The following is a 16,267-nucleotide window of genomic DNA, read 5'->3' as shown; positions in this document are numbered from 1 at the left end:
CCCAGGGCGGGGATAGCGTCCGGCCATGCAACGCGAAGCCAGAAACATCCAGGGCCCCTCGGGCGCCCAGAGGCTCATCCGGGCGGCCCTGCTGGGACTGAGTGGAGGCCTGCTGCTCGGCGGCCTCTTCCTCGCCGGTACGGGCCTCGTGACACGCTTGAAACCCGCCGACTGCACGGAGCTCTCCGAGGAGGAGTGCACCTTCATGCAGGACACCGCGCGGGAGATGGGCCACGTGCAGCTCCTGTCGGGAGCGAGCCTGCTGGCGCTCGGCCTGGCCACGGCGGTGCTCGTGCTCCGGCCGAAATCTCCCTCCTCCGCCGAGCGGCAGGGTTGACTGACGAGTGAGTCAATCAACGGGCCGGGCCGACAAGCCAGTCACTCCAGCGAGCCGCCATCCGGCGAAGGCCGACTAATTAGGGCTGGCCTCATTATTAGGGTTCGGTTAGGAGGGGCGCCTCCCTATGCAGCTTGAATCCCTGAAAATGTTTTGTGACGTGGTCGAGACCGGCTCCTTCTCAAGAGCCGCGCAGCTCAACCATGTGACCCAGTCGGCGGTGAGCCAGCAGATTCGCGCCCTGGAGAACCGCTACGAGCAGAAGTTGCTGTCGCGCAGCGCGCGGCAGGTGACGCCGACGCCCGCGGGCGAGCGCCTCTTCCGAGGGTGCAAGGAAATCCTGGCACGCTTCGCCGAGGTGGAGCAGGAGATCCGCGAGCAGTCCGCCGAGGTGCATGGCACCACGACGGTCTCCACCATCTATTCGGTGGGTCTGCATGAGCTGCGCAACGTGCAGAAGCAGCTGCTCAAGACGCACCCCAAGGTGAACATGCGCTTGAACTACCGGCGCAATGATCAAGTGTATGACGATGTCATCCTGGGTGCGGCGGAGATTGGCATTGTCGCCTATCCGCAGCCACGCGCCGGCGTGGACATCCACCCGTTCCGCGATGACAAGCTGGCGGTTGTTTGCGCCCCCAACCACCCGTTCGCCAGCAAGGCGAAGGTGAGCCTCACGGCGCTCTCGGGCGTGCCCTTCATCGCCTTTGATCGCGAGGCGCCCACGCGCAAGGCGTTGGACCGGCTGGTGCGCGAGAAGAACCTGGACCTCAACCCGGTGATGGAGATCGACAACATCGAGACCATCAAGCGCGCGGTGGAAATGGGCATTGGCGTGGCCATCCTGCCCATGGCGACGGTGGCGGCCGAGGTGGCCCAGGGGACGATCGTCTCCAAGCCCTTCGCCGAGGGGCCGGTGTCCCGGCCGATCGGCCTGCTCATCCGCAAGGGCAAGTACCTGGACCGGGCGTCGGCCGCGGTGCTCGAGGCCTTCAAGCTCGCTGAAGCATCGGCCGAGGAGAGCTGAGCGTCACCGGAGGAGCCAGCGCCGCGAGCCAGGGCTCGAGCAGGCGCGCGCACTCCTCCGGGTGGGTGAAGTAGGGCACGTGACCGGCGCCGCGCAGCAGGTGCTGGGGCGTGCCCGGGGGCAGCGACGCCGCCAGGCGCTTCACCGTCGCGGGGGGCACCAGCACGTCCCGGTTGCCCTGGATGCAGACACACGACACGGGCAGGCCCCGCAGGGACGGAGGCGGCGGCTCGCCCCGAATGGCGAAAGCGCGGTGGAGCGTGGTCATCCGCTCGAGCCGGGTGGTGGGAACCACCTCGGGCACGCGGGTGGGCGCGATGGGCCGCCAGGAGGCCAGGGCGGCGGTGAGCGGACCCGGCCGCCCCAACACGGCGATGGGCCCCATCATCGCGATGAGCCGGCCACGCGCGCCCAGGTGCTCGGTGCGGGTGAAGGAGCCCAGGAAGGCCACGCCCCGCGCGGCGCCCGCCGCGGCCAGGTGCGCGGCCACCATGCCGCCAAAGGAGCTGGCCACCACGGCGTCCACCGAGCCACAGGCCTCGAAGACCTCCTGGGCGAGCGCCCCCGCGCCCCGGGCCGCGTGAGGGCCCTCGGGGTACTCGACGAGCAGGGGCCGCGCCACGTGCTGGAGCCGTCTGGCGAGCGCCTGGAAGCCCGCGCCCCGGGCCCCCAGCCCCGGCAACATCAGGACCCGGGGTCCCTCGCCCGGCAGCTGCGTCCACTCAACCACCCGCCGCATGTCGCTCCTTGTCCCAGGACACTTCCACCTCCGTGTCGAGCAGGCTGAGCTGCCGCGCGCTGACCAGGGTCTGCGCGATGCGCGTGCTCTCGAAGACGCCCCGCACCGCGCCCTCGTAGTACTCGGCCGGCAGGGAACATCCCTGGAAGAGCAACCGGCCATGGTTCGGCCCCAACCAGGAGACCGAGCACTCGCCATGCCGGACGGCCGTCCGGAAGGCGGAGGGGAGTCCTTCGAGCAACCACCGCGGCTCCCCTCGGGCCAACAGCAACAGCACCTGCCCGGCGCTGGATTCCAGGTAGTACGGCACCATCTCCCGCCCCAGGTGCCACAAGGCCGTGCGGAAGTCCCCGCGCCCCTCGCTCAGCACGCCCGCCGCGGCGTAGAGCAGCCGGATGAAGGAATCCATGGGGTAGCTGAAGAAGGCCATGAACCGGTCGCCGCCCGCCGCCTCGATGCAGCGGCGCCAGGAGACCGGGTCGCCGAGCGGGCGCACCTGCTCCAGCGCGCCGTTGAAGAAGAAACCCCGCAGGGTGTCCTCGGGACGAATCACCTCCAGCCGCCGCTGCAGTTCCTGCTGTGCGCCGTGCTCCATGTCGCTCGTTGGGTGACCAGGGAACCGCGAGACCTTCTTGTTCGGGGATGGACTCCACCTGAAGAGGACCCCTCACGTCCAGGGTCCTCATCCAGTTTACACTTCCCCCCCATGAGCCCACTGATTCCAGGTGACATCCTTGGGGGGACGTGGCGGGTAGTCCGGCCCGCTCTCGGCGACGAACCCGGTATGGAGTGCCAGGTGGAGCCGACCCAGGGAGGAGAAGCCGGCCGGCTCACCCTGTGGCGGACGCTCCGGGCCCCCTCCCCCGCCGAGGTGGAGCACTTCACGCACGCGCTGCGCGAGCCCCAACGCACCGGACACTCCGCCTTCGCGCCCGTGGTGGACGCCGGGTACGACGAGGCCCGCGAGGGCCTGTGGCTCGTGCGCCCCTGGTGGAGCGGGGAGTCCCTGCCCTCCATGTTGAGGGGACTGCACGAAATAGGAGTCGATCTGCCCGACTTGCGCGCGCTCGCGCGGCAGTTGGCCGGAGCCCTCACCGCCGCCCGGAGCGCGGGCCTGGTACATGGGCGGCTGCGCTCCGCGCGGGTGCTCGTCGCCTCGGGGCCGGCGGGCGCGCGGCTGAGCGTGCTCGACATGGGGTTGGAGCAGTTCCGGCGCACGCACGCCACGGGCTGGCTCAAGCCCCCCGAGGGAGGCGCGGACTACCTCGCGCCCGAGTGGAAGGAGGAAGGGCCCCTGCCCGCGTCCACGGATGTCTTCGCCTTCGGGCTCATCCTGCGCGACATGCTGACCTCGCGCCGGGATGGGGCGTGGCGCGGACGCTGGGAGTCCTGGGTGGAGCGGGCCACGGCCGTGGCGCCCCACGAGCGCTTCGGCAGCGCCGCCGAGGCCCTCGACGCCCTGCTGCCCATCCTCAACACCCTGCCCACTCCGGTGTCCCCGCCGCCGGACAACTACCAGCCCGAGCCCCCGGATCCGCTGGTGCTCCCGCCCCGCTGACGGGGGCGTCTCAGTACAGCTTGCGCAGGCGCGCCGCGAAGAAGCCGTCCCAGTTCTCCGGCCCCGGCAGCGTGCGCAGATACGCCTGGGTGAGCGGCAGCTTCACGCCCTCGCGCGGCACCGGGGGCTCCGCCGTCCACTCCGGGTGGCTGCGCAGGAACATCTCCACCTGATCCTGCCCCTCCTGGGGCTCGGGGGTGCACACCGCGTAGACGAGCAGACCCCCGGGGGGCACCGCCTCCTGACAGTTCTCCAGGATGCGCCGCTGCAACACCGCCAGCCGCGCCATGTCCTCCGGCTTGCGCCGGTAGCGCAGCTCCGGGTGGCGCCTGAGCGTCCCCAGGCCCGAGCACGGCGCGTCCACCACGAACGCGTGGAACTCGCCCCACGCCTCCGGCCAGGGCTCGGTCGCGTCGTGCACCTCGGCGCGCAGGCGCTCGGTGAGGCCCAGGCGCCGCGCCTCGGAGAGGATCTTCCGCATCTTGTTGGCATGAAGATCCGTGGCCACCACCTCGTGCGTCTCGGCCTGGTGGCAGGCCTTGCCGCCCGGCGCCGCGCACGCATCCAGCACGCGCGCCGTGTCGGGGATGTCGCCGTAGACGCCCACGAGCTGCGCCGCCTCGTCCTGCACCTGCCACAGGCCCTCGGCGTAGCCGTACACGTCCTCCACCCGGCCCACCGGAGGCAGGATGATGCCCACCGGGGACACCGGCGTGGGGCGTGCCTCCAGGCCCGTCTCGCGCAACTGCTCGAGCAGCGCGTCGCGCGTCACCTTCGCGCGGTTGGCGCGGATGACCACGGCGGGCGTCTGGTTGTTGGCCACGAGCATCGCCTCGGCGCGCTCCCGGCCGAACTGGCGCAGCCAGCGCTCCACCAGCCAGCGCGGGTGGCTCTCGCGCACCGACAGGAACTCGGCCAGGTCGTCCTCGGGGGGCAGGGGCTGCCCGGGAAGCGCCGCGAGCTTGCGCAGGATGGCGTTGGCGAAGCCCGCCGCGCGCGAGAGCCCCAGTTCCTTGAGGGCCTGCACCGTCTCGGCCACCGCGGCGCGCGCCGGCACCCGCGTGTAGAAGAGCTGGTAGGCCCCCACGCGCAGCGCCGCGAGCACCCTGTCCTCCAGGGCCTCCAGCTTGCGGTCGGCGAAGCGGGTGATGGCGTAGTCCAGCGCGAGCTCGCGGCGCGTGGCGCCATAGACGAGCTCGGTGATGAGCCCCGCGTCCCGAGGGTCCGCCGGAGGCGACTCCGAGAGCATCGTGTCGAGCACCACGTTGAGGTAGGCATCCGTGGCGCGGACGCGGCTGAGGACCTGGATGCTGATGGCGCGTGCGTTCATGACATGTCCCTCACCCCTCCAGCCGGGTCATCCACTCCACCAGCTCCGTCTCGGACATCCGGGTCGCCGGGATGTTGGCGAGGGTGAGCCGCTGCAGGATGTCCTCGAGCAGCTCCCGGTAGCCCGTCTCCGCCGGGGCGCCTCCCTGGATGCGCGTCCACCACGAGCGCGCCCAGGTGGCCAGGTCCGCGGGAGACAGGCGTCCGGCGAGCCGGTCGGCGATCTTGCCGCGCACCAGCGCCCGGGAGAGGACGTCCTCCGATGGCGCGGCCCGCGGGCTCTTGCGGCCCAGCGTCTTCACGGACGACGGAGGCGGGGCCGCCTCCACCACCTTGCGGCCCAGCGTCTTGCGGGGGCCCGCGGCATCCCGGCCCGGGGCCACGGCCGGAGCCTTCACGCCCGTGCCCCGGCGGCCCAGCGTCTTCACGAGCCCCACGGGCGCCTCGGCCACCTCGTCCTCCCCCGCCTCGTCGTCCGTGTCCTCGCCGTCGGTGTCCTCGTCGTCCTCGTCCTCGACGTCTTCGTCCTCGACGTCCTCGTCGCCTTCGTCCTCCTCGGAGGACTCGCCGGTGAGGTCTCCGCTCGCGAAGCGCTCCAGGGCCTGGAGGTACGAGTCGAACCCCTCTCCCTCGAGCGTGGCGACGCAGGCCTCGGCCACCACGGACTCGCGCCCGCCGAGTTCCTCCAGGTACACCTCGAGCGCGGGCAGCCCGATGGCCTCCAGCGCATCGCGCAGCGGGTACGAGCCGAAGAGGCTCGAGGGGCTCACCACCACGCCCTCCACGCGCGAGCGCTCGGCGTGCAGGGTGTCGAGCAGGACGCCCTCGTGGTTGGACTGCACCACCGTCAGCTCCAGCCCCAGGGAGGCCGCCCGGGCCTTCAAGGCGGCGTCGAGGTCGGCGAACCGTCCGCCCTCACGGCCCTCGCGCTCACCCAACAGGTTCAGGTTGGGCCCATGCAGCACCAACAGCCTCTTGCCCATGTCGTGTCTCTCCTACGTCTCGAAAGGCCGGCTGCCCGGCGCGAGCTTGCGGCCCGACAGGAAGTCCCCCACGGGCATCACCCGCTTGCCCTCGGGTTGCACCTCGAGCAGCACCAGCGAGCCCTGCGCGCACGCCACCTCCAGCCCCCGCGCGTCCGCGAACAGCACGGTGCCCGGCGCGCCCTGTCCCGTGCCCACCTTCGCCTTGTGCACCTTGAACAGCTTGCCCTCCAGGGTGGTGAAGGCGCCCGGCCAGGGGGTGAAGGCCCGCAGCCGCCGCTCCAGCTCCACCGCGGGCCTCGAGAAGTCGAGCTTGCCCTCCTCCTTGTGGATGATGGGCGCGAGCACCATGCCCTCGGAGGACTGCGGCACGGGCGTCAGCTCGCCGCGCAGGTAGGCCGGGAGGTACTCGCGCAGGAGCGCTCCGCCCAGCGAGGACAGCTTGTCGTGCAGGGTGGCGCTCGTCTCGTCCGGGGCGATGGGCAGCCGCTTCTCGGCCAGCACGGGCCCGGTGTCCAGGCCCTCATCCATCACCATCAACGCCACGCCCGTCTCCGTGTCCCCATGGGCGATGGCCCACTGGATGGGGGCGGCCCCCCGGAAGCGCGGCAGCAGCGAGGCGTGCACGTTGAGGCACCCGCGCGCGGGCGTCTCCAGCAGGTCCTTGGGGAGGATCTTCCCGTAGGCCGTCACCACGGCGACGTCGGGCTCGAGCTCGCGCAGCACCTCGGAGAAGGGGGGGGTGCGCAGCTTCTGGGGCTGCAACACCGGCACGTTCCGCTCGAGCGCGTAGGCCTTCACCGGGGAGATGGCGAGCGCCTGGCCCCGGCCCTTGGGCTTGTCCGGCTGGGTGACGACGGCCACCACGTCCCCGATGTCGAAGAGGGCGGCCAGGGAGGGCACGGCGAAGTCGGGCGTGCCCATGAAGACGATGCGGGGACGGGTCATGGAAGGGGTGTTGTGCTGCACCCGGGCGCGTCAGGCAACGGACTTCAGCGTTCCCGAGGTGGGACCTTCGATGGCCTGACGTTTGCGGGTGCGCATCGAGCCGAGGATGCGCAGCGCCGCCTGGGCGTCCTGGGTGGTGGCCAGGGGCTCCAGGGCGTCGATGACCTCGGTGAGCAGACGGGCCTCCTCCGCCTCGCGCTCGCGCAGCCGGTCCACCGTGTAGCTCAGGGACTCGAAGAACTCGCGCAGCTCGTCGCTGCTGCGCAGGGGACGCAGGCGCGGATAGCGGCCGGCGGCGATGGACGCGAGGTAGAGGTTCATCACGTGCACGGGCCCCGCCACCCGGTGGGTGAGCACCAGCCCCACCAGGGACGTGAGGATGGCCATCACGATCGCGCCCACCCCGCCGAGCCACAGCAGGGTGTCGCTGCTCGCCAGCATCACCTCCGGCGAGCCGCCCTCCTCCACCACCGCTTTGCGAATCACCTGGGAGGCGAGCACTCCGATGAGCAGCACCCCGAACGCGCCAATGGCGGCGAACCGAAACATGTAGCGGAACTGAAAGCCGGCATCGAGCAGGAGCGTCCGACGCAGGATGTGGGGGCGACCCGAGGGCGTGGAGTCAAGAGACATGGCGGGGCAGCCTACCCCAATCTCCCCGGTCGGGCGGCGCCTTCCGCATGGCCGGGTCTCCCCCCGGGCCCGGCGGGGGGGTGGCTCACCCCCGGGGCCCGGTGGACGTCCGGCTCAGGCCGCGCTGGGGGCCGGGGCCTGCTGGAGGCACTCGCGCATCACTTCCTCGGCCATCTCGACGGTGTAGTCGATCTGCTCGACCGTGTGCGCCGCGCAGATGAAGTTGAGATCGCGGCGCAAGAGGATGCCACGGCGCGCCATGCCCGCCTGGAAGGGCTGGGTGAGCTTCGCGTTCTCCATGGGGTTCTTGGAGAAGCGGAACAGGGGGATGGCGTCATAGCCCAGGATGCGCAGCGGCGAGCCCACGCGCTCGGCCCGGGCGTTGATGCCCGTGGCGAGCCGCCGGCCGAGGGTGGCCAGGTGCTCGGTGAAGCCCGGCTCGCGGCTCACCTTGAGCACGGCCTCGCACACCGCCAGGGACAGCAGCTCGCCACCGAAGGTGGTGGACACCTGCAGATCCGCCAGCTTGCTCAGGAACTTCTCCGGCCCCGCCACCGCCGACAGGGGCATGCCCGCGGCGATCGCCTTGGACAGACAGACGAAGTCGGCCTTCACGTCGAAGAACTGCTGGGCGCCGCCCGGCGCCAGCCGGAAGCCGGTGATGACCTCGTCCTGGATGAGCAGCACGCCGTGCGCCGTGCACGTGGCACGCAGCTTGTGCATGAACTCGCGGGTGAGGCAGCGGTTGAAGGGCACCGACAGGAGCACCGCCGCGAGCTGGCTGCCCGTCTGCTCGATGCGGGCGAGCAGCGCCGCCTCGTCCGGCTCCTCGAACAGCGGCATGCGCGTGGTGTACTGGGCGAGCACCGCGGGCACTCCCGGCGTGTCATACATGAAGTGGTCGTGCCAGCCGTTGTAGCCCACCGTGATGAGGTGCTCCTTGCCCGTGACGTAGCGCGCCAGGCGCACCGCCGCCGACGTGGCATCCGCCCCCGTCTTGAAGAAGCGCGCCATCTCCGCGCCGGGGATCATCTCCACCAGCGTGCGCGCGGCGCTCACCTCCCAGGACGTGGGCAGCGAGTGCAGGAGCCCCTCGTCCAGGTGCTGGCGGATGGTGTCCACGACGGCCGGGTGGTTGTGGCCGAGCGAGTTCGCCCCGAGCCCGCAGATGAAGTCGATGTACTGCTGGCCGTCCACGTCCTCCACCAGCGCGCCCTGCCCGCGGGACAGGTAGACGGGGAAGGAGCCGGGGGCGAACATCTCCGGCTTCTTCATCATCGTCTGGGTGAGGCCGGGCACCAGCCGCTTCGCCTCGGCCAGGAGGCGGTTGGAGTTGGTCAGGTCCATCTTGCCCACGATGGGCCGGGGCAGAGACGGATGCCGATTCGCGTGTACGTCCATGGGATTCCTCGTGTGAAGGGGAAGTTGAAGGGAAACAGCGTTGGAAGAACTCAGGCCGGCACCGCGCTCGGGGCGGAGACGCGGCGGCCGAACAACCAGAGCGTGAAGAGCGCGCAGCCCGTCACCCCGGCGGCGATCCACCCCACCCGGCCAAACCCCGCGAGCGCGCCATCCGGCATCACCGTCAAGAGCAGGCCCCCCACCCACGCGCCGGCTCCCGAGGCGCCATCGCTCGCCGCCATGTTGACCGCCATGTAGCGGCCGCGCAGCGCGGGGGGCACCCGCGAGGCGACCAGCGCCAGGGTGGGAATGGCCCGCCCGGAGGTGAGCACCATGAACAGCACGAACACCGCCGCCACCCCGGGCAGCGGCGCCGCGCTCAGGTGCGTGAACAACAGGTGCGGCCCCACCGTGCCCACCAGCAGTCCGCCCAGCACCCGGGCCGGGCCGAACCGGTCCGCCAGCCGGCCAATCCACCGCGAGCTGAACAACGTGGCGGCCCCACCCGCCAGGTACACCCAGGACAGATCGGACAGCTGGAGCCCGAGGTTGCCCACCATGTAGGGGCTCAGATAGGGAATCAGCAGGAAGCCGGAGAACACCACGCAGAAGGTCAACACCCACCCGAGCGCCAGGGCGGGCGACCACCCCGGCCCGGCCGAGGCCCCACCCCGCGCCTCACGCCGCCCGGACAGGTGCTGGTTGACCGCGGGCAGGACGAACAGCAGCGCGAGCCACAACCCGCCGCCGAGCGCGCAGATGACCCAGAACGGCGAGCGCCAGCCCCACTGGCTCGCCAGCCACAGCCCCAGCGGCACGCCCGCCACCGCGCACAGGCCATACGACGCCATCACCGTGCCGATGGCCCGCCCCCGGCGCTCCGCCGGAATGACATCCCCGATGATGGCCTGCACCACCGCGCTCATCAGCCCCGCGCACGCCCCCGCCACCGTGCGCGCCCCGAGCAGTCCCAGGTGCGTGTCCGACAAGCCGCACAGCAGCGTGGCCACGATGAACCCCGCGTACAGCCCGAGCAGCGTGCGCTTTCGATCGAACCGGTCCAACCACAGCCCCCCGAGCAGCCCCATCCCCGCCGACGCCAGCGTGTACGCCGACACCAGCACCCCGAACTGCGCGGCCGTGATGCCCAGGCGCCGCATGAACTCCGGCCCCAGCGGCATGACGATCATGAAGTCCAGCAGGTGGGTGAACTGCACGGCGGCCAGCAGCCAGAGCATCCGCTGCTCCGACCTCGGCGGGGTGGATACGGTCACGACAGGCTCCCGGGACTCGACGCCCTTCCAGCACTGATAATGATAATGAAAATCAAAATCATGAAGCGGGCGCACTTATAGACGACACGGGGGGCGGTGGGCAAGTCCCCCGTGTTCGGATGCGTGTCCGTGCCTGCTCAGGAGCCGCGCATGGAGGCGAAGCGCGCGCGCCCGGCGGTCAGCAGGTAGAGCGCCACGGCGAGCCCCACGGCCCCGACCGCCGCCACGTAGTGCGCGGGAGCCAGGGGCGAGGCCTGGATCATCAGCGTCACCACCAACGGCGTCACCCCACCGAAAATCGCGTAGGCCATGTTGTAGGAGAACGACAGGCCCGAGAAGCGCACCTGCGCGGGAAAGGCGCGCACCATCACCGAGGGCACCACCCCCACCACGCCCGCGCCCAGCCCCGCGAGCACGTACAGCGGGGCGAGGAGCTCGGGCCGCGCGCCCACGCCGACATAGAGCAAGTACGCCGTCACGGACAGCAGCACGCTGCCCGCGGCCAGCGCCCACCCCGCGCCGAAGCGATCCACCGCCAGGCCGAAGAGCACCGCCCCCAGGGTGAGGCTCAGCGTGGCCAGGCTGTTGGCGCGCAGCGCATCTGCCGGCACGATGCCATGCAGCTTCTGCATCAACGTCGGCGTCATCAGGATGACCACCACGATGGCGGCGGTGAGCAACCAGGTGATCAACATGGACACCACCACGCCGGTGCCGTGTCCCCGCAGCACCTCCTTGAGCGGCAGCCCCTGCACGAGCGCCTTGCGCTGGCGCATCTGCTCGAACACGGGCGTCTCGGCCAGCCAGCGACGCAGGTAGACGGCGAAGAAGCCGAACACGCCGCCCACCAGGAAGGGGATGCGCCAGGCGAAGTCCTTCACCTGCTCGGGGGTGTAGAACACGTTGATGGCCGTGGCCATCAGCGAGCCGAGCAGGATGCCGAACGTGAGGCCCGCGGTGAGGATGCCGCAGGCGAGCCCCACGCGCCGCTCCGGCACGTGCTCGGAGACGAACACCCACGCGCCGGGCACCTCCCCGCCCACCGCCGCGCCCTGCAGCATGCGCATGAGCAACAGCAACAACGGCGCCGCGTACCCGGCCGTGGCGTAGGTGGGCAGCGAGCCGATGAGCAGCGTGGGCACCGCCATCATGAACACGCTCAGCGCGAACATGCGCTTGCGCCCGCCGCGATCACCGAAGTGCGCCATCACGATGCCGCCCAGGGGCCGCACGAGGTAGCCCGCCGCGAACAGGCCGAACGCCTGCAACTGGCGCAGCCACTCCGGCGTGTCGGCGGGGAAGAAGAGCTCCCCGATCACCGCGGTGAAGAACACGAAGATGATGAAGTCGTAGAACTCCAGCGCGCCGCCCAACGCCGCCAGGCCGAGCGTCCTCACGTCCTGGGCGGAGAGCGGGCGCTGCGCGAGCGAGGGCTGGGTTTCGAGGCTCGAATGTGTCTCCATGGGGACAACAGAGCGTGATTCCCCGGGGCCGGGCAAGCACTCGTCGCGGGAGATGTCAGCCCACCTCGCGCCGCGCGGGCTCGTCCGCTTCCGGGGCCGGGACGGGCACCGGCGGGGGAGGCGCGGGCGGATCCTCCCGGAAGGCGCTGGGCAACAGGCTGAAGGGCAGCACCTTGCCCAGGGCGATCAACAGCAACATGCCCCCGGGCGCCGCGAAGATGGCGAGCGCGGGGAGCACCTTGGCCACGTCGATCAACTGCGCCCGCATGCGCCGGCGCTCCTCGGGCGTGAGCGGCTGCCGGCGGGCGGCCCGCGCGAGCAGATGATACAGCTCACCCGTCTCGCGCACCTCGCGCCGCAACCGGCCGTAGTAGCGCCCCAGCAGCGAGGAGAACCTGGCCGCCCTTCCCTGCTTCATGTGTGGAACCCACCTCGGAGACCGCGCCGGCCCGCCAGGAAGGAAATACTCCACCGCCGCCCCGGACGCCACTGGCCCCCCGTCACCGGAGCGGACGCCCGCCCGACCGTCATGCGCTGGACGCCCCGGAACGAGCACATACGGGCCCAGGCATCTGCGCTAGAGTGGGCCGCCCGTGGCACATCGCTTCCAGGTCAACCTCCGGGGGGTTATCGACCTCCTCTCCCACCATCTCTACAGCACTCCCGGGGTGTTCGTGCGCGAGCTGCTGCAGAACGCCACCGACGCCAACCGCGCCCGCCAGCACCTGGAGCCCACCCACCCCGGCGCGGTGCACGTGGAGCTCATCGAGAAGCAGGACGGCGGGCCGCCCACCCTGCGCTTCCACGACGAGGGCGTGGGGCTGACCGAGGAGGAGCTGCACCGCTTCCTGGCCACCATCGGCGAGAGCTCCAAGCGCGAGGCGCTCGAGGCCCACCGGGCGGACTTCATCGGTCAGTTCGGTATCGGACTGCTCTCGTGCTTCATGGTGTGTGACGAGCTGCTGGTGGTGACGCGCTCGGTGCGGGGGGACGGCAGCACCTGGGAGTGGCGCGGCCGGCATGATGGAACCTACTCCGTGGGTCTCTCCGCGCACCCGATGGAGCGCTGCGGCACCCAGGTCTTCCTCCTGCCCCGCCCGGACGCCGCCGAGTACTTCACCCCCGAGCGCGTGCGCCAGCTGATCCTCCACTACGGCGGCCTGCTGCCCTACCCCATCCACCTCACCGCCGACGGCCACACCGAGCACCTCAACCGCGCCCCGCCCCCCTGGCGCCGCACGTACCCGAGCGCGGCGGCCCGGCGCCAGGCGCTGCTGGCCCATGGGCGCGAGGTGTTCGGCATGGACTTCGTGGACTGCGTCTCGCTGCGCGCGGAGGCCGGCGGCGTGGAGGGCGTGGCCTACGTGCTGCCCTTCTCTCCCCACTTCAACGCCCGCCAGAAGCACCGCGTGTACCTCAAGGGCATGCTGCTGTCGGAGAGCGCGGAGAACCTGCTGCCGGACTGGGCCTTCTTCGTCAAATGCGTGGTGGACGCCCAGGGCCTGCGCCCCACCGCCAGCCGCGAGTCCTTCTACGAGGACGCCACGCTCTCGCGCACCCGCGAGGCGCTCGGCCAGCAGCTGCGCCAGTACCTCGTGGACCTGGCCAACGAGCAGCCCCGCGCCCTCCAGCGGCTCATCGCCCTGCATGGCCTGTCGGTGAAGTCGCTCGCGCTGGACGACGACGACTTCTACCGGCTCGTCATCCACTGGCTGCCCTTCGAGACGACGCTCGGCACGATGACGCTGGAGCACTACCGCCAGGAGTCCTCCACGGTGCGCTACGTCAACACCCTGGAGACCTTCCGGCAGGTGGCGCGCGTGGCGGCCGCCCAGGGCCTGTGCATCATCAACGCCGCCTACACGCACGACGCGGCGCTCCTGGAGAAGCTGCCCCGGGTGCACCCGGACGTCCAGGTGGAGCTGTTCTCCGCGGCGCGGCTCCCCCAGGGCTTCGAGGAGCTGACGCACGAGGAGAACGAGGCGGTGGCCCGGCTGCGGCGCGTGGCGGAGGAGGCCCTGGAGCCCTTCCGGTGCGAGGTGAGCCTCAAGAAATTCCTCCCGCCCGAGGTGCCCACGCTCTACGGCGACGCGAGCGACGGCGCCTTCCAGCGCGACCTGGAGCGAGCACGCGAGGAGACGGACGCGCTGTACGCCTCGGTGCTCGAGGGGGCACTGGGCAAGCGCTCCGACGAGGCGAGGCCCCAGTTGTGCTTCAACCTGCGCAACCCCGTGGTACGCCAGCTCGCGCGCGTGCGCGACACCGCCCAGCTCCGGCTGTCCGTGGAGATGCTGTATGTCCAGGCGCTCCTGCTCGGACACCGGCCGCTCAACGCGCGGGAGATGGCGCTGCTCAACCGGGGCCTGCTCGGCCTCATCGCGGCGCGCCTGGATGACGACGAAGGCACGGGAGGCATGCATTGACGGAGCAAGACTGGCGCGAGCGGTTCAACACCCTGCGCGCGCGTGCCGAGCGGTTGGAGCCGGGCGAGTCCAAGGTGATGGCGCTGGAGGAGGCGGCCCGGCTGGCGGACACGCACGGCGAGGTGGCGCTCGCCTATGAGACGCGCGACGAGCTCATCGAGGCGGCCACCTTCGCGGGCTTCCCCGAGCGCGCCCTGGTCGCCTACGCCTGGTGCCGCGGCCAGCAGCAGCGAGACCCCCGGCGCTTCGATCCCGAGGGCCTGCTGTGGAAGCAGAAGTGGATGGTGGGCGTGCTGCCCGAGTTCCCCCATATCGGCCGCAAGCAGATAGAGGCCGCGCTGGAGGACGTGGAGCAGGGCTACGCGAAGGCGGGGGCGGGCCAGCGCGCGGTGTTCAAGCTGCGCTACCTGGCGGCCCGGGACATGGGCGAGCAGGCCCTGGCCGAGGCGATGCGCACCCGGTGGCTGGAGACGCCTCGCGACCACCTCACCGACTGCCTCGCGTGCGAGCTGAACGTCGAGCTGCACCACTTCGTCGACCAGGGAGACTACGCGCGGCTGCTCCAGCGGGCCCGGCCCCTGCTCGAGGGCCGCCACACGTGCGCGAAGGTGCCGCACCTCACGTTCGGACGGGTGCTCTATCCGCTCTTCAAGCTGGGCCAGTGGGAGCAGGCGCGCGAGCACCACCTGCGTGGCTACGCGATGGTGCGTGGAGATCGGTACTTCGTCAGCACCGTGGGCGAGCACCTGGAGTTCCTCGCGCTGACGGGGAACGTGGAGCGGGGATTGAAGCTCTTCGAGCGGCATCTGGGCTGGGCGCTGGAGCACGCGACGCCCCTCAACCGCTTCACCTTCCACGCGGCCGCGCTCGCGCTGATGGAGCGCGCCATGGTGGAAACACGGGAGCGGGTGGAGCTCGCCCTGCCGCGCACCTTCGCGCTGTACTCCCCCGGGGGCACCTACGAGACCCGGGCCCTGCGTGGCTGGCTCGCCGCGCAAGCGGAGGATCTCGCCACGAAGTTCGACGCGCGCAACGGCACGGACCGCTTCCACCAACTGCTCGCGCGCACCCAGCGCCTCGCCGCCGAGGCACGGCCCCTGCCCATCGACGATTAGCGTCCGTCAGCTCACGGCCGCTTCGGGGGGCTGCCGGTGCGCGAGGGATCCCGTTCGGCGACGGAGCCGAGGATCTCGTCGATCCGCCGCAGCACCTCCGCGCTCAACTTCACCCCCGAGGCCTTCACGTTCTCCTTGACCTGCTCGGGCCGCGAGGCGCCGATGATGGCCGAGGAGACGTTCGGGTTCTGCAGCACCCACGCCACGGCGAGCTGCGCCAACGACAGCCCCACCCCGTCCGCCACCGGCTTGAGCTGCTGGACGCGCTCGAGGATGTCATCGCGCAGGAAGCGCTGGACGAAACCGGCTCCGCCCTTCTCGTCCGTGGCGCGGCTGCCCGGCGGCGGCGCCTGTCCCGGGCGGTACTTGCCCGTGAGCACCCCTTGGGCAATCGGGGAATAGACGACCTGCCCCACCCCCAGCTCCTGGCACGTGGGCACCACCTCGGCCTCGATGACCCGCCACAGCATCGAATACTGCGGCTGGCTGGACACGAGCTGGAAACCGAGCTGCCGGGCCAGCTTCACGCCCGCGCGGATCTCCTCCGCCTTCCACTCGGACACGCCGATGTAGAGCGCCTTGCCCTGACGGACGATGTCGGCGAACGCCTGCATCGTCTCCTCCAGCGGCGTCTCGTAGTCGTAGCGGTGCGCCTGGTACAGGTCCACGTAGTCCGTCTTCAGCCGCTTGAGCGAACCATGGATGGATTCCATGATGTGCTTGCGCGACAGGCCCCGGTCGTTGGGCCCCTTGCCCGTCGGCCAGTAGACCTTGGTGAAGATCTCCAGGCCCTCGCGGCGTTGTCCCGCGAGAGCGCGGCCGAGCACCTCCTCCGCGCGCGTGCCGGCGTAGACGTCGGCGGTATCGAAGGAGGTGATGCCCTCGTCGAGGGCCGCGCGGACGCACGCGAGCGCCGCGTCCTCCTCGACCTGGGAACCATGGGTCAGCCAGTTGCCGTAGGAAATCTCGCTGACCATCAGACCGCTGCCGCCAAGATGTCGGAAGTGCATGGGGGAGACTTAAGTCGTCCGCCTCCC

At 70.9% G+C, this 16,267-nt stretch carries 16 protein-coding genes; 5 read left to right on the top strand and 11 right to left on the bottom strand.

All coding sequences use genetic code 11. From position 1 onward, the window contains the following. The first annotated feature begins 25 nt into the window (after positions 1–25). Positions 26–337 (top strand): hypothetical protein, encoded by a 312-nt coding sequence (locus tag F0U63_RS09905; RefSeq protein WP_395845646.1) that lies wholly within the window; start codon positions 26–28, stop codon positions 335–337. Positions 338–464: 127 nt separating this feature from the next. After that, a complete protein-coding gene (locus tag F0U63_RS09900; RefSeq protein ID WP_002630101.1) occupies positions 465–1,364 on the top strand; it encodes a LysR family transcriptional regulator in 900 nt (299 codons plus the stop codon). On the opposite strand, the gene F0U63_RS09895 is transcribed toward F0U63_RS09900, so the two are convergent. Then, on the bottom strand, positions 1,330–2,103 hold the full coding sequence (locus tag F0U63_RS09895; RefSeq protein WP_395845645.1) for an alpha/beta fold hydrolase: 774 nt from the start codon (positions 2,101–2,103) through the stop codon (positions 1,330–1,332). The two genes, F0U63_RS09900 and F0U63_RS09895, sit on opposite strands and share 35 nt — an antisense overlap. Beyond that, positions 2,087–2,698 (bottom strand): TIGR02265 family protein, encoded by a 612-nt coding sequence (locus F0U63_RS09890; RefSeq protein WP_395845644.1) that lies wholly within the window; start codon positions 2,696–2,698, stop codon positions 2,087–2,089. The genes F0U63_RS09895 and F0U63_RS09890 overlap by 17 nt, the downstream gene beginning before the upstream one ends. Before the next feature lie 201 nt (positions 2,699–2,899). Between F0U63_RS09890 and F0U63_RS09885 the strand changes: the two genes are divergently transcribed. Next, a complete protein-coding gene (locus F0U63_RS09885) occupies positions 2,900–3,661 on the top strand; it encodes a protein kinase (protein ID WP_395845643.1) in 762 nt (253 codons plus the stop codon). A gap of 10 nt (positions 3,662–3,671) precedes the next feature. Here F0U63_RS09885 and rsmB read toward each other — a convergent pair whose 3' ends face one another. The 8 genes from rsmB to F0U63_RS09845 form a co-directional block, all read right to left on the bottom strand. Next, a complete protein-coding gene (rsmB, locus tag F0U63_RS09880; protein ID WP_395845642.1) occupies positions 3,672–4,991 on the bottom strand; it encodes a 16S rRNA (cytosine(967)-C(5))-methyltransferase RsmB in 1,320 nt (439 codons plus the stop codon). A gap of 10 nt (positions 4,992–5,001) precedes the next feature. Beyond that, positions 5,002–5,973, bottom strand: coding sequence for a type II 3-dehydroquinate dehydratase (locus F0U63_RS09875; RefSeq protein WP_395845641.1), 972 nt, complete (start codon positions 5,971–5,973; stop codon positions 5,002–5,004). 12 nt (positions 5,974–5,985) lie between these two features. Beyond that, positions 5,986–6,921 carry a methionyl-tRNA formyltransferase gene (fmt, locus tag F0U63_RS09870; protein ID WP_395845640.1) on the bottom strand — a complete coding sequence of 312 codons (936 nt, stop codon included), beginning with the start codon at positions 6,919–6,921 and terminating at the stop codon, positions 5,986–5,988. 30 nt (positions 6,922–6,951) lie between these two features. Further along, positions 6,952–7,554 carry a signal protein gene (locus F0U63_RS09865; RefSeq protein WP_395845639.1) on the bottom strand — a complete coding sequence of 201 codons (603 nt, stop codon included), beginning with the start codon at positions 7,552–7,554 and terminating at the stop codon, positions 6,952–6,954. 114 nt (positions 7,555–7,668) lie between these two features. Beyond that, complete coding sequence (gene mxcL / locus F0U63_RS09860; protein WP_395845638.1) at positions 7,669–8,955, bottom strand: myxochelin B biosynthesis transaminase MxcL; 1,287 nt, start codon at positions 8,953–8,955, stop codon at positions 7,669–7,671. A gap of 50 nt (positions 8,956–9,005) precedes the next feature. Next, positions 9,006–10,229 carry a myxochelin export MFS transporter MxcK gene (mxcK, locus tag F0U63_RS09855; RefSeq protein ID WP_395845637.1) on the bottom strand — a complete coding sequence of 408 codons (1,224 nt, stop codon included), beginning with the start codon at positions 10,227–10,229 and terminating at the stop codon, positions 9,006–9,008. 137 nt (positions 10,230–10,366) lie between these two features. After that, on the bottom strand, positions 10,367–11,692 hold the full coding sequence (locus F0U63_RS09850; protein WP_395845636.1) for an MFS transporter: 1,326 nt from the start codon (positions 11,690–11,692) through the stop codon (positions 10,367–10,369). A 55-nt stretch (positions 11,693–11,747) separates the two neighbouring features. Beyond that, entirely contained in the window at positions 11,748–12,110 is a 363-nt protein-coding gene (locus tag F0U63_RS09845) for a hypothetical protein (RefSeq protein WP_395845635.1), read from the bottom strand. Between the two features lie 175 nt (positions 12,111–12,285). On the opposite strand from F0U63_RS09845, the gene F0U63_RS09840 reads away from it, so the two are divergent. Both F0U63_RS09840 and F0U63_RS09835 read left to right on the top strand, forming a co-directional pair. Next, positions 12,286–14,115, top strand: a complete 1,830-nt coding sequence (locus F0U63_RS09840) for an HSP90 family protein (RefSeq protein ID WP_395845634.1) — start codon at positions 12,286–12,288, stop codon at positions 14,113–14,115. Then, positions 14,112–15,230 carry a hypothetical protein gene (locus tag F0U63_RS09835; RefSeq protein ID WP_395845633.1) on the top strand — a complete coding sequence of 373 codons (1,119 nt, stop codon included), beginning with the start codon at positions 14,112–14,114 and terminating at the stop codon, positions 15,228–15,230. The genes F0U63_RS09840 and F0U63_RS09835 overlap by 4 nt, the downstream gene beginning before the upstream one ends. A gap of 11 nt (positions 15,231–15,241) precedes the next feature. On the opposite strand, the gene F0U63_RS09830 is transcribed toward F0U63_RS09835, so the two are convergent. Continuing rightward, positions 15,242–16,240, bottom strand: a complete 999-nt coding sequence (locus F0U63_RS09830; RefSeq protein ID WP_395845632.1) for an aldo/keto reductase family protein — start codon at positions 16,238–16,240, stop codon at positions 15,242–15,244. Between the last annotated feature and the right edge of the window lie 27 nt (positions 16,241–16,267).

Source organism: Cystobacter fuscus (assembly GCF_044360685.1).
Taxonomy (GTDB): Bacteria; Myxococcota; Myxococcia; order Myxococcales; family Myxococcaceae; genus Cystobacter; species Cystobacter fuscus_C.
Note: the sequence above shows the minus strand (reverse complement) of the source record. Positions and strands in the feature narration are given on the sequence as shown.